The following is a 13286-nucleotide window of genomic DNA, read 5'->3' as shown; positions in this document are numbered from 1 at the left end:
TTTCCGGGTGACTGCGCGCAATGTCCATGGTCCGGCTTGATCGTTGGTTGGGACTGCTTGCTGCAGTCGTGTTCGTCCTGGCTGTGTCTGGCTTCGGTGCCGGCCTGGAGGGTTATGCACAGGCGCGCCACCCGGTGGCGCTGCTGGGTGCGCGGGTGTACCGCATGCGCTGGCCTTCAATCTGCTTGGATTTGTGCTGCCCGGCGTGCTCGCCGCGGTGGTGGCTGAGCGCCTGCGCCGCAGCCTGCCCGCCACTGCCGGCTGGGCATCGAGGGTCGGCAGCCAGATGCTGCTGCTGGCTGGCCTGGGCTTTGCCGCGATGGGCTTGCTGCCGCTGGACGTGGACGATCTGCATGGGCCGGCCAGCCAGCTGCATGCCAGTGCCTGGATGATCTGGGTGCTGGGCTTCGTCGCCGGAACCCTGTTGCTGGGCACGACACAGCTGCGTCAGGCGCATGGCCGCGCCCTGGGCGCCTTGGCCCTGGGCTGCGGCATGCTGGCTGCGGTGGCCGCGTTTGCCCTGCAGGGCGTCCTGCCGGCGCCGCTGGCACAACGGCTGGCGTTCGCCTGCTGGGTGGCCTGGCTGGCCACCGCACTGCCGCTGTCGCGCCAACGCTGAGACGGCTCCCGGGGCATCGCGGCGCCCACCCCCAGCAGGCAGGATTGGAGACGTTTGCCGCACTGCGGTACGCTGTACCGCTTTGCCGCCGCATCCGCGTGTTCCATGACCAGCGCTGAAACCAACGCCTACGACCCGCAGCAGGTTGAATCCGCCGCCCAGCAGTACTGGGACGCCACCCGTGCCTTCGAGGTCGACGAGACCTCGGACAAGCCGAAGTACTACTGCCTGTCGATGCTTCCGTACCCGTCCGGTGCGCTGCACATGGGCCACGTGCGCAATTACACGATTGGCGACGTGATCAGCCGCTACAAGCGCATGACCGGCCACAACGTGCTGCAGCCGATGGGCTGGGACGCGTTCGGCCTGCCGGCGGAAAACGCCGCGATCAAGAACAAGACCGCGCCGGCGGCGTGGACCTACAAGAACATCGACCACATGCGCAGCCAGCTGAAATCGCTGGGCTATGCCATCGACTGGTCGCGCGAGTTCGCCACCTGCCGTCCGGACTATTACGTCCACGAGCAGCGCATGTTCACCCGCCTGATGCGCAAGGGCCTGGCCTATCGCCGCAACGCGGTGGTGAACTGGGACCCGGTCGACCAGACCGTGCTGGCCAACGAGCAGGTCATCGACGGCCGCGGCTGGCGCTCCGGTGCGCTGGTGGAGAAGCGTGAGATCCCGCAGTGGTTCCTGCGCATCACCGACTACGCCCAGGAACTGCTGGATGGCCTGGACGAGCTGGACGGCTGGCCGGAATCGGTCAAGACCATGCAACGCAACTGGATCGGCCGCTCGGAGGGCCTGGAAATCCAGTTCGACGTGCGCGACGTCGATGGTGGCGTGCTGGATCCGCTGCGCGTGTTCACCACCCGCCCGGACACGGTGATGGGCGTGACCTTCGTGTCGATCGCCGCCGAACACCCACTGGCGCTGCACGCAGCGAAGAACAACCCGGAACTGGCCGCGATGCTGGCCGACCTGAAGCAGGGCGGTGTGTCCGAGGCCGAGCTGGAGACCCAGGAAAAGCGCGGCATGGACACCGGCCTGCGCGCGCTGCACCCGGTCACCGGCGAGCCGGTCCCGGTGTGGGTCGCCAATTTCGTGCTGATGGGCTACGGCACCGGTGCGGTGATGGCGGTGCCGGGCCATGACCAGCGCGACAATGAAGTGGCCAACAAGTACGGCCTGCCGATCAAGCAGGTCATCGCGCTGAAGGACCCGCGTACTGAAGAAGAACGCAACTGGGACGGTAGCCGCTGGCAGGACTGGTACAGCGACAAGAGCCGTGCGTTCGAGCTGGTGAACTCGGCCGAGTTCGACGGTCTGGATTTCCAGGGGGCCTTCGAAGCCCTGGCCGAACGTTTCGAGCGCAAGGCCCAGGGCCAGCGCCGCGTCAACTACCGCCTGCGCGACTGGGGCGTGAGCCGCCAGCGCTACTGGGGCTGCCCGATTCCGGTGATCTACTGCGACAAGTGCGGTGCGGTGCCGGTGCCGGAGGAGCAGCTGCCGGTGGTACTGCCGGAGGACGTGGCGTTCTCCGGGACCGGTTCGCCGATCAAGACCGACCCGGAATGGCGCAAGACCACCTGCCCGGAATGCGGTGGCGCCGCCGAGCGCGAGACCGACACCTTCGACACCTTCATGGAGTCGAGCTGGTACTACGCCCGCTACACCTCGCCCGGTGCCCGTGACGCTGTCGACAAGCGCGGCAACTACTGGCTGCCGGTCGATCAGTACATCGGTGGCATCGAGCACGCGATCCTGCACCTGATGTATTTCCGCTTCTACCACAAGCTGCTGCGCGACGCGCGGATGGTGGACAGCAACGAGCCGGCGCGCAACCTGCTGTGCCAGGGCATGGTGATCGCCGAGACCTACTACCGCCCGAATCCGGACGGTTCGAAGGACTGGATCAACCCGGCCGATGTGGAAGTGCAGCGTGACGAGCGCGGCCGCATCACCGGCGCCACCCTGATTGCCGACGGCCAGCCGGTGGTGGTCGGTGGCACCGAGAAGATGTCCAAGTCGAAGAACAACGGCGTGGACCCGCAGGCGATGGTCGGCAAGTACGGCGCCGACACCGTGCGCCTGTTCTCGATGTTCGCCGCGCCGCCGGAGCAGTCGCTGGAGTGGAACGAGGCCGGCGTGGACGGCATGGCGCGCTTCCTGCGCCGGCTGTGGGCCCAGGTGCAGAAGCATGCTGCCGACGGTGCCGCCCCGGCGCTGGACGTTGCAGCACTGGATGCCAACCAGAAGGCGCTGCGCCGCAAGACCCATGAAACCATCGGCAAGGTCGGTGACGACTACGGTCGCCGCCACAGCTTCAATACCGCCATCGCAGCGGTGATGGAGCTGATGAACGCGCTGGCCAGGTTCGAGGACGACAGCGAGCAGGGCCGCGCGGTGCGCCAGGAAGCGCTGCAGGCCGTCGTGCTGCTGCTGAACCCGATCACGCCGCATGCCAGCCACGCCCTCTGGCAGGTGCTGGGCCATGGCGAGACGCTGCTGGAAGACCAGCCGTTCCCGCAGGCCGACAGCAGTGCGCTGGTACGCGATGCCCTGACCCTGGCGGTGCAGGTCAACGGCAAGCTGCGCGGCACCATCGAGGTGGCGGCCGATGCCGCGCGCGAGCAGGTCGAGGCGCTGGCGCTGGCCGAGCCCAACGCGGCCAGGTTCATGGAAGGCCTGACGGTGCGCAAGATCATCATCGTCCCGGGCAAGATCGTGAACATCGTCGCCGCCTGATGTACCTCGCACCGGCCACCCGCGCGGTGGCCGATGCCTTTCCAGAAGCAGGGCCGGGTGCTTGATGGCCCTGCATTCACGCGGCTTCGGGCACGCTGTGTGTTGCCGTGATCGCCCGGCTCCGCCAGACTGTCTCCATGACCCGAATCCTGCTTGCCCTCGTTCTTGTCCTCGGCCTCGCCGGCTGCGGCTTCCATCTGCGCAACAAGCTGATGCTGCCGACCGACACCGCCCCGGTGAAGGTGGTATCCACCGCCCCGTACAGTGAACTGGTCAAGCTGCTCAATCGCAGCCTGCTGGCCTCTGGTGCCAGGCTGGCCGATGAGGACAGCAAGGAACCCAGTACCCAGCTGCAGGTGTTGTCCGAGCGCTGGGGTGACCTCCCGATCGCCATCGACTCGCAGGGTCGTGCGCAGGAGTACAGCCTGCGCTATGCGGTGATCTTCATCTTCCGCCGCGAGGATGGCAGCGAACTGGTGCCGCAGCAGGTGATCGAACTGTCGCGCGACTACGTGTCGCCGCCGACCGACGCCACCGGTACCACCACCGAACGCGAAATCCTGGCCACGGAGCTGCGCCGGGAAATGTCCGCCTCGATCATCCGCCGTATCGACAGCGTGGTCCGCGCCGAGATCGAGAAGGGGGCAGCCTGTCCGCGCCGAAGGCCAAGCCGATCGAGGGCGCGGTGCCGGCAGAGCCTGCCGCCGCCGTCAAGCACTGAGCGGCAGCGACGATGGAACTGCGTCCGGAGCAGCTGGCCAGCCAGGGCGCTGACACCGGGTTGGCGCCGGTGTACCTGATCGCAGGCCCGGAAACACTGCGCGTACTGGAGGCCGCAGATGCCATCCGCGCGCGTGCGCGCGCCTCGGGCATCGGCGAACGCGAAGTGTTCGATGCCGACGGGCGTGATTTCGACTGGAACCAGCTTGACGCCAGCTTCAATGCGCCAAGCCTGTTCAGCGCCCGCCGCCTGGTCGAGGTGCGCCTGCCCAGCGGCAAGCCGGGCAAGGAGGGCGCCGAGGTGATCAGCCAGTTCTGCGCCAACCCGGCACCGGACGTGGTGTTGATGATCACCGCCAATGAATGGAGCAAGGCCCACCAGGGCAAGTGGGCCGAGGCGGTCAGCCGCATCGGCGTGCTGTCGGTGGCATGGGCGATCAAGCCGCACGAACTGCCGGACTGGATCGAGCGCCGCCTGCGCGGCAAGGGCCTGCGTGCCGACCCGGCCGCCGTGCAGCGCCTGGCCGAGCGGGTGGAGGGCAACCTGCTGGCCGCCGCCCAGGAAATCGACAAGCTGGCGCTGTTGGCCGACGGCCAGCCGTTGGATGTGGAACGGATGGAGTCGCTGGTGGCTGACGCTGCCCGCTACGACGTGTTCCGCTTGGTGGAGGCGACGTTCTCCGGCCAGCCGCCGGCGGTGCTGCGCATGCTGGCCGGCCTGCGCGGTGAAGGGGAGGCGGTGGCCGCATTGATGCCGATCGTGATCCGCGAACTGCTGGCGGGCGCAGGCCTGGCCCGCGTGCAGGCGCGTGGTGGCAACCTGGCCGCTGAAATGAAATCGCGCGGCATCTGGGAATCGCGGCAGGCGCCTTACAAGCGCGCGCTGCAGCGGCACCCGGAAGGCAAGCGCTGGGAGCGCTTCGTGGCCGAGGCGGGGCTGGTCGACCGCATTGCCAAGGGGCGCGCTGACGGCGACGCCTGGCTGGCGCTGGAACGCCTGCTGGTGGCCGTGGCCGAGCCGCGTGCCGTGCGCCTGCTGGTGCGGGCCTGAGTGATGAGCCTGCGGATCTACTACGGGGGCACCTTCGATCCGGTGCACCTCGGGCACCTGGCGATCGCGCGTGCGGCCCGTGATGAACTGCAGGTCGCCGTGCGCATGCTGCCGGCCGCCGATCCGCCGCACCGCGCGGTGCCCGGTGCCACTGCTGAGCAGCGCTGCACGATGTTGTCGCTGGCCATCGGCGACGAGCCGGGGCTGCTGCTGGACCGTCGCGAACTGGATCGTGCCACCCGCTGCCCCGGTCGCCCGTCGTACACCGTCGACACGCTGCGCGAGCTGCGTGGCGAGCTGGGCCCGAGCCGGCCGCTGGCCTGGCTGGTGGGCGCCGACAGCCTGCTGGGGCTGTCCGGCTGGCATGAATGGGAGGCCCTGTTCGGTCTGGCCCACTTCGTGGTGGCCGAACGGCCGGGCAGTCCGTTGCAGGCGTCGATCGATGGCGAGCTGGGGCGCGCCCTGCAAGGGCGCTGGGCCGACAATGAGCAGGCCCTGTTCGCCAGCCCGGCCGGGCGCATCCTGCGCCTGCACCACCCACTGCGCGAGGAATCGGCCAGCGCCGTGCGCTCGCAGATTGCCGCTGGCGGTCCCTGGCGCGCACTGCTGCCACCGGCCGTGGCCGACTATGTCGCTGCACACGGGCTGTACCGCCCGGCCACGGCGTGAATGGCGCGGCCGCGCCATCCCCGTATAATCGCCCCCACGTTTATCGAGTCGATCCATTTTGAGCAACCAGACCCAGCCCCAGACCATCAAGGTCGATCTGCCCAGCCCGCCGCCGTCCGTGCCGGAACTGCTGGCCAGCGTCCGCCAAGCCACCGAAGACCTGAAGGCCAAGGACCTGGTCGAGATCGACGTGCGCGGCCGGTCCAGCGTTGCCGACTACATGATCGTCGTTTCGGGCACTTCGACCCGCCACGTCAAGTCGATTGCCGATGAAGTCGTGCGCTTCGCCAAGAACATCGACGTGATGCCGCTGGGTGTTGAAGGCGAGCGCGAAGCGGAGTGGGTGCTGGTCGATCTGGGCGACGTGATCGTCCACGTGATGCTGCCGCGCGTGCGTGAGTTCTACGCGCTCGAGCGCCTGTGGACCGTCGGCGACCAGCCGCCGTCCAGCGACGACGAAGTGGCCTGAGCCGCACGTTGACGCATCCCTTCGACGGCGCCGATGGCGCCGTCGACGTTTTGGAGGACCGTTGATGAAAGCCCGCCTGATCGCCACCGGTGAACGCGCGCCCAGCTGGGTCGCGCAGGGGTTCGCCGAATACCAGAAGCGGCTGTCGCATTGGCTGCCGTTCGAGCTGGTGGAAATCGAACCCGGCCTGCGCGGCAAGGGGCGCGATCCGCGCCGTGCCACCGAGGATGAAGGCAAGCGGGTCATCGCCGCGCTGCCGAAGAACGCTTACGTGGTGGCACTGGACGTGCCGGGGCGGCAGTTGAGTTCCGAGCAGCTGGCGCAGCGCCTGGAGCATTGGCGCGGGCAGGGCCGGGACCTGGCGTTCCTGATCGGTGGCCCGGAAGGGCATTCGCCAGAGGTCTCCGCGCTGGCCGACGAAAAGTGGTCGATCGGACCGCTGACGCTGCCGCACATGCTGGTGCGTCTGGTGGTGGCCGAGCAGCTGTATCGGGCTGCCGCAATGATTGCCAATCACCCCTACCATCGCGCGTGAAGAGTGGTTATACTAGTCGTCTGCCCGAATAGCTCAGCCGGTTAGAGCACTTGACTGTTAATCAGGGGGTCGTTGGTTCGAGTCCAACTTCGGGCGCCACCTTGCAAAACCTGCATCGCGAGATGCAGGTTTTTTTTTGCCGTGTTGTGGCGGCGAGCCCATGCTCGGCTGCATCCTCCAAGCCGGGCACGCGCTCGGCGCTACAGCGTGATCCGGCCCTTCCAGAACGCTGCCAGCGTGGCGATCGCTACTGCCAGGATCGCGCCGAACAGCGCCCACTCCCAGCGCGTGAAAACCGGCTCGCCGCGCTGGCGCCGGGTCTGCGCAAACAGAACAACGCCGGGCACGTACAGCAGCACCGACAGCAGCAGGTTGTTCAGGCCGCCGGCATACACCAGCCACAGCGCGTAGGCGCTGGCCAGCAGCGCGACGACGAAATCGCGCCAGCGCTCGCGTGGCTCACCCGCGTAGGACTGCCCGCGCCAGGCCAGTTGCACGCCGAACGCGGTGGACAGGAAGTAGGGCACCAGGCTCATCGATGCGGCCAGCAGCACCAGGCCGGTGTAGCTGCCCGCATTGAACAGCACCAGCAGCAGGAACAGCTGGATCAGCCCGTTGCTCAACCACAATGCATTGGCCGGCACGCCACGCGCATTCTCGCGTCCCAGGAAGGCGGGCATCGTGCCGTCGCCAGCGGCGGCATACAGCACTTCGGCACACAGCAGCACCCAGGCCAGCAGCGCGCCCAGCACCGAAATGATCGAACCGGCGATGATCACCGTCGCGCCCCATTCGCCGACGATGGCGCGCAGCACGTAGGCCATCGACGGGTTGGGCAGCCCGGCCAGTTCGGCCTGCGACAGCACGCCCATCGACAGCAGGCTGACCAGGACCAGCAGCAGCCAGACCCCCAGGAAACCGATCACCGTGGCACGGCCGACGTCGGCACGGCGCGCGGCTCGCCGCGAATAGATGCTGGCGCCTTCGATGCCGATGAACACCCACACGGTGACCAGCATCATGCCGCGCAGTTGCTGGCCGAGGTCGCCGAGCGCAGGCGTGCCGAAGAAGTCGGCGCGGAACACCTCCATGCGGAACGCGCCGGCGGCCAGCACCAGGAACAGTGCGATGGGCAGCAGCTTGGCCACTGTCACCAGGCCGTTGACGATGGCTGCTGTGCGCAGGCCGCGCAGCACCAGCAGGTGGACGGTCCACAACAGTACGGACGAAGCGGCCACTGCGGCTGGCGTGTTGCCTTCGCCGAACACTGGCATGAAATGGCCCAGGCCGCTGAAGATCAGCACGAAGAAGCTGGCATTGCCCAGTACCGAAGCGACCCAGTAGCCCCACGCCGCGGAGAAGCCGATGTAGTTGCCGAAGCCTTCGCGTGCATATGCGTAGATGCCGGTGTCCAGGTCCGGACGGCGGTTGGCCAGGGCCTGGAACACGAAGGCCAGCATCAGCATGCCCGCACCGCTCAGCGCCCAGCCGATCATCAAGGCGGCCGGACCGGCACTGCGCGCGACGTTCTGCGGCAGCGAAAAGATACCGGCGCCGACCATCGAGCCGACTACCAGTGCAGTCAACGCCGGCAGGCCGAGGCGTTGCGATGTCGTGGCCATTGAGATCCCCTGCGGCCCGGATGCCGCGAGCACACCCTAGCCATGTACTCGTGAACATGGCTGCAAGGCCGGGTGTGCGGGAGCCGGCATGGACAACGAACAGCCAGGAAACGACGAAGGCCCGGGCAACAGCCCGGGCCTTCGAAGCAAACACAGCAGCGGGATTATTTGAACGTGTACTTGGCGCCGACAGTGAAGTAGCGGCCAATCGCACCACTGAAGTGCAGCGGGTTGTAATTGACTGCACCGTAAGTGCTCGGGTCGAGCGGCGCGATGCGGTCGAACACGTTCTGCACCGAAGCGTTCAGCTCGAAGGCTTCGGTGATGTTCCAGCGGCCGGACAGATCGAAGGTGGTGAACGAGGAGATCTTCTCTACCGGCTCGCCGTCTTCATAGAAGGCCAGGTAGTCACCGCCGCGGCGGTCCTTGTTCTCCAGCTTGCTGATGTAGTTGGCCACGCCGCTGATGCTCCACGGGCCCTGCTTCCAGGTGGTGCCGAAGTTGATGCGGTCCTTCGGCGTGCCGATGCAGTTGGTCACGTCGCAGTTGCCGTGGGTGCCCACATAGTCGACGGTGGTATCACCCTCGGTGCGCTCGAACTTGAGCACGTGGCTCCACTGCAGGTCCATTTCCAGCTGGCCCGGGCCGATGTCGAAGGTCTGGCGGATGTCGGTGTCGATACCGCGGACGCGCGAGGAGTTGGCATTCACGTAGGCGGTATTGACGGCCAGGATGGTGCCGCTGTTGGCGACTCCGCCGATGTTGTTGGCATCGCGGAGAACGTTGCCCGCGGCGATGGCGTCGGCCGTGCTGCCCTGCGCGATTTCGTTGGTGCGCTTGATTTCCCACGCATCCACAGTCAGCGAGGTGGTCGAGGTTGGCTGCAGCACGATGCCCACCGAGTAGCTCTTGGACTCTTCCGGCTTCAGGTCCTTGTTCGGCCGCGTGATGATCGCCACCGAGCGCGCGGTGCATTCGTTGGCCGGGTCGATGGCGCAACGCACCGGATCGCGGGCGTTGGAGAAAGCGGCCAGGCCACCGTCACCGTTCTCGGCCGGGTTCGGCGCACGGAAGCCTTCAGCGTAGCTGGCGCGCAGTGCGATCCAGTCGGCCGGGGTCCACTTCACGCCCAGCTTCGGCGTGGCCTTGCCTTCGCCGCTTTCGTACTTGTCGTAGCGGACCGCAGCGCTCAGCTCCAACTGCTCCAGCACCGGTGCGGACAGTTCGGCGTAGCCGGCATACACATTCTGCGTGCCGTCGTAGGCCGAGTAGCCCAGGCCGATGATCTGGCCGATATCGGTGAAGGTCTGCGGCGTCAGGCTGTTGCTCGTCTTGCGCCACTCCGTACCGAAGGCCAGGCCCAGCGGACCGCCCTTGAGATCCATCAGGCTGCGCGAGATGGTGAAGTCGAACATGTCCAGGCTCGACTTGGCACGCGCGCTGATGGTCGGGCTGATGGCATCGTAGACCGACTGCGGCGTCTGCGAGGCATTGTCGCCGATGCGCCAGGTGCCATAGGGGCAGGCCGGATTGCCCAGCACGCAGCGTACTGCGTCATAACGCAGGAAACCCGTGCGCTTGTTGACCAGGTCGGTGCCGGAATGCAGGTAGGCGGTGTCGTAGCTCCAGTCGCCCCAGTTGCCCTTGACACCCACCAGGAAGCGGTTGAACTCATTGGTATTGTCGGTCACGCGCGGGCCCACGTCCCACGCGCTGTAACGCAGGCGGGCCGCGGTGGGCAGCGGGTTGTCCGGATGACCTGCATACAGCTGGGTCGCACCGGCACCGCTGTTGGCGTTGACCGGGCCGCCAGGGTAGCCCCAGCCGCCGGATACGCCGGATGGCGTATTGCTGAAGATCGTTTCCTTCTTCGAGTAACCGATCTCGGTATAGACCTCGCCGCCTTCACCAAACGCGAAGCTGGCGCGGCCGAACACGTTCACGTACTTCTCTTCCGGGCTCAGGTCGCGGTACTGCTGCGCCGGATCCCACAGGCAACCCTGGGCCTGCGCGGTCGCGTCACTCTGCCCGGGAATCGTGGTCAGCCCGGCGCAGCCCGGCAGGGCAACCAGATGGCCGGTGGCATCGAACACCGAGCCATTGGGACCCACGCCGCCGGCGGTACCGCCCGACAGGTAGGCACCGCCCAGGAACTGCGCGTCTGCAGCGTCGTAACCCCAGCGCCGGATATCGCCGGTGCCGATCCACTTGCGGTTCTTGCGGTCGCTGATCTTGATCGCGTCGGTCTTGCCGACGTCCAGGCTGAAGAACGCATTCCAGCCATCGCTGGACAGGTCGCCGGTGCCGGCAGTGAGGGTCGCCTTCTTCGCGTCGCCATCGCCGTCACCGGAAATGCCGTAGGAACCGCGCAGGATGGCGCCTTGGAAGTCGCTGCGCAGGATGATGTTGACGACGCCGGCGATGGCGTCGGAGCCATAGATCGCCGAGGCGCCGTCCTTGAGCACTTCCACGCGCTCGACGGCATCGAGCGGGATGGTGCTGAGGTCGGTGAAGACCTTCTGGCCGTCATCGGCCAGGCCGTAGGTGGCCATGCGGCGGCCGTTCAACAGCACCAGCGTCGAGCCGGCGCCCAGGCCGCGCAGCGAGATGCCGGCGCCGCCACCGGCGAAGCCGTTGCCGAAGGTCTTGGGAATGGAGCCTGCGCCGTCGGCGGTCAGGGTCTGCAGGTACTCGGCGACCGTGGTCTTGCCGGTGCGGTCGATTTCCTGGCGGGTCACCACCTGCACCGGCGACGGTGTCTCGGTGTTGGTGCGCGGGATGTTGGAGCCGGTGACCGTGATGCGGTCGAGGTTGGTGGCCTGCTCCTGTGCAAAGGCTGAGGAAGAAGCCACGGCGCCGACCAGCAGCAGGGTGCTGCCAGCAAGGATATGGGTGATGGACGATGCCAGGGTGGTGCGGCGGCGGCTGGCGGGCCGTTGGATCGGGTGTTTCACAGCTTCTCTCCTAACTGGAAAACCGTAGCGTTGAGGGCTGTCGCCGGATCGATACCGGGACGCGCCAATCTAGGTTTCCAGCAGGTGACGAAGACGTGAATTTTTGCTTAATCAGTAACGCTTGGCTCGGGCATGTCCGCATTTGTCGGGCATTGGCAGGGGCCGGCCCGGCGCGGGGCCGGGCCGGTGGGACGCTCAGTCCGGCAGCGAGAACTGCACCGGCACCATGCCGATGGCCGGAACCGCCACGCCGTCACGCTGGGCAGGCTCGAAGCGCCAGTGCTTGAGCACCTGCTGGCGGGCGGCCTGGTCCAGGTTGCGCGAGCCGCTGCTGCGCTCGACGCTGACCGCGACCGGCTGGCCACGGGTGTCCACTTCCACCCGCAACAGCACCGTGCCCTGTTCGTAGTTGCGCAGGGACTGGATCGGATAGGTCGGCGGCGGAGCGCTGCGGTACTGCAGCTGGGCGCCGGCCAACGGGGTGGAAGTGTCGATGCTGGGCGCCAGCTGCGGCGGAGCCGGTTCGGCGGCCGGCAATGCGATGCCCTGGGTCTCTTCCACGGTCGCGGTGGGTGCGGGCAGTGGCGGTGCCACCGGCTGCGTCCGGGGCTTCGGTACCACCTGGACGATCTCTTTTGGCGGGACCGGAGCCGGCGGCGTCGGCGGTGGCGGGATCTTCTCGATCAGCCGCACCGGAGTCTTTTCACGCGGGGCCTGCACGGCCTGGTAGGTCGCAGGGATGAGCAGCAACAGGAAGGCCAGCAGGTGCAGGGCGATCGCTGCACTCCAGGCGGCGACGCGGGCGGGGTCGAAGTGCGGGGATGCAACGGGATAGGTACGAACCATGATCCACCTCCATGCCAGTGACGAAGTCCTCAACGCACCAGGGTCCGTGGCGGGGTTGCCGCACGCGGCTGGCAGTTCATCAGTAGCGCGGCATGGCGGCCACTGCCTAGAGGCAGGGGCATGCGCGTTGGGCTGGCCTTCAGCCAACGCCGCCGGAATAGACGAAAAAGGCGGGCCCCTGCGGGACCCGCCTGGGTCGGCCGTGCCGGGCGCGATCAGCGGCCCAGTTCGAACACCACGTCCAGGTTGACCGAGACGGTCGATTCACCCGGTGCGACCGGGGTGGCCTTGTCCATCGCCGCGCCGGCGGCCATGGTGCGCATCATCGGCATCGGGCGGAAACCGCCGTTGCTGTTCTCGGAAATGCTGACGATGCGGCGCACCTGCAGGCCCAGCGACCTGGCATAGGTCTGGGCGCGGGCCTGGGCCTTCTTCAGGGCGGCCAGGCGGGCTTCGTCATAGACCGGTTCGGGCTGGTCGATCTCAAACTGCGGACCGTTGATCTGGTTGGCACCCTGCGCGGCCAGCGCGTCGAGCACCTTGCCGAGCTTGGCGATGTCGCGGACCTTCAGGCTGACCGTGTTGCTGGCCTGGTAGCCGGTGATCTTCGGTGCCTCATTGTCGGCATAGCGGTACTGCGGGTTGAGGCTGACGCCGCTGGTCTGCACGTCGCGCTCGGCGATGCCGGCGGCCTTGATCGCGGCCAGCACCTTGTCCATCTGCTGGGCGTTCTGGCGCATGGCGCTGTTGCCGTCGGCTGCCTGGGTGACCACACCGGCCGACAGGGTGGCGACGTCCGGCACGCGGGTGGCCTCGGCATTGGCCGAGATGTTCAGCAGGGTGCCTTCGGCCGCGGCGGCGATCGACGGCGACGACGGAGCGGCATGAGCAGTCATCGAGGTTCCAAGGGCGAGGGACAGGGCAAGCAGCAGCGGGGTGGCGGTCAGGCGCATGGGATCTCCTTGTTGTGCCGGTGAGGGTGGTGTCGTAGCGATGAACGCGCTGTGAGCCTGATCGGGGTTGTACGCGTTCCGTAACGGGTTGCCGACGATT

General features: G+C 67.3%; 10 protein-coding genes, 1 tRNA gene and 1 pseudogene. 8 read left to right on the top strand and 4 right to left on the bottom strand.

From position 1 onward, the window contains the following. Positions 1-20: 20 nt before the first annotated feature. The 8 genes and pseudogenes from DL544_RS15080 (at position 21) to DL544_RS15045 (ending at position 6910) form a co-directional block, all read left to right on the top strand. A pseudogene (locus tag DL544_RS15080) lies at positions 21-619 on the top strand (DUF998 domain-containing protein). A gap of 105 nt (positions 620-724) precedes the next feature. Continuing rightward, positions 725-3367: a leucine--tRNA ligase gene (gene leuS, locus DL544_RS15075; protein WP_139727456.1), complete on the top strand. Its 2643-nt coding sequence runs from the start codon at positions 725-727 to the stop codon at positions 3365-3367. A gap of 137 nt (positions 3368-3504) precedes the next feature. Further along, positions 3505-4167: an LPS-assembly lipoprotein LptE gene (locus DL544_RS15070; protein WP_479692420.1), complete on the top strand. Its 663-nt coding sequence runs from the start codon at positions 3505-3507 to the stop codon at positions 4165-4167. Next, the gene (gene holA / locus DL544_RS15065; RefSeq protein ID WP_139727455.1) at positions 4101-5138 is read left to right on the top strand and encodes a DNA polymerase III subunit delta; all 1038 of its coding nucleotides are present in this window, start codon (positions 4101-4103) and stop codon (positions 5136-5138) included. Before DL544_RS15070 ends, holA begins: the two co-directional genes overlap by 67 nt. Positions 5139-5141: 3 nt before the next feature. Beyond that, positions 5142-5807 carry a nicotinate-nucleotide adenylyltransferase gene (gene nadD / locus DL544_RS15060; protein WP_072168534.1) on the top strand — a complete coding sequence of 222 codons (666 nt, stop codon included), beginning with the start codon at positions 5142-5144 and terminating at the stop codon, positions 5805-5807. Between the two features lie 58 nt (positions 5808-5865). After that, positions 5866-6276: a ribosome silencing factor gene (gene rsfS, locus DL544_RS15055; protein WP_005418109.1), complete on the top strand. Its 411-nt coding sequence runs from the start codon at positions 5866-5868 to the stop codon at positions 6274-6276. Positions 6277-6340: 64 nt separating this feature from the next. Beyond that, positions 6341-6811 carry a 23S rRNA (pseudouridine(1915)-N(3))-methyltransferase RlmH gene (gene rlmH, locus DL544_RS15050; RefSeq protein WP_005418108.1) on the top strand — a complete coding sequence of 157 codons (471 nt, stop codon included), beginning with the start codon at positions 6341-6343 and terminating at the stop codon, positions 6809-6811. 22 nt (positions 6812-6833) lie between these two features. Continuing rightward, a tRNA-Asn gene (locus DL544_RS15045) sits at positions 6834-6910 on the top strand. 101 nt (positions 6911-7011) lie between these two features. Here the strand turns inward: DL544_RS15045 and arcD are convergent. The 4 genes from arcD to DL544_RS15025 form a co-directional block, all read right to left on the bottom strand. Further along, a complete protein-coding gene (gene arcD, locus DL544_RS15040) occupies positions 7012-8433 on the bottom strand; it encodes an arginine-ornithine antiporter (RefSeq protein WP_139727453.1) in 1422 nt (473 codons plus the stop codon). Between the two features lie 164 nt (positions 8434-8597). Then, complete coding sequence (locus tag DL544_RS15035; RefSeq protein ID WP_061479655.1) at positions 8598-11387, bottom strand: TonB-dependent receptor; 2790 nt, start codon at positions 11385-11387, stop codon at positions 8598-8600. 195 nt (positions 11388-11582) lie between these two features. After that, positions 11583-12233 carry an energy transducer TonB gene (locus DL544_RS15030; protein WP_139727451.1) on the bottom strand — a complete coding sequence of 217 codons (651 nt, stop codon included), beginning with the start codon at positions 12231-12233 and terminating at the stop codon, positions 11583-11585. A 215-nt stretch (positions 12234-12448) separates the two neighbouring features. Beyond that, positions 12449-13186: an SIMPL domain-containing protein gene (locus DL544_RS15025; protein ID WP_005418081.1), complete on the bottom strand. Its 738-nt coding sequence runs from the start codon at positions 13184-13186 to the stop codon at positions 12449-12451. Positions 13187-13286: the final 100 nt, after the last annotated feature.

The organism is Stenotrophomonas sp. pho, assembly GCF_006228405.1.
Classification (GTDB): domain Bacteria; phylum Pseudomonadota; class Gammaproteobacteria; order Xanthomonadales; family Xanthomonadaceae; genus Stenotrophomonas; species Stenotrophomonas sepilia.
The sequence above is the reverse complement of the archived record's forward strand: the minus strand, read 5'-3'. Positions and strand labels throughout refer to the sequence as shown.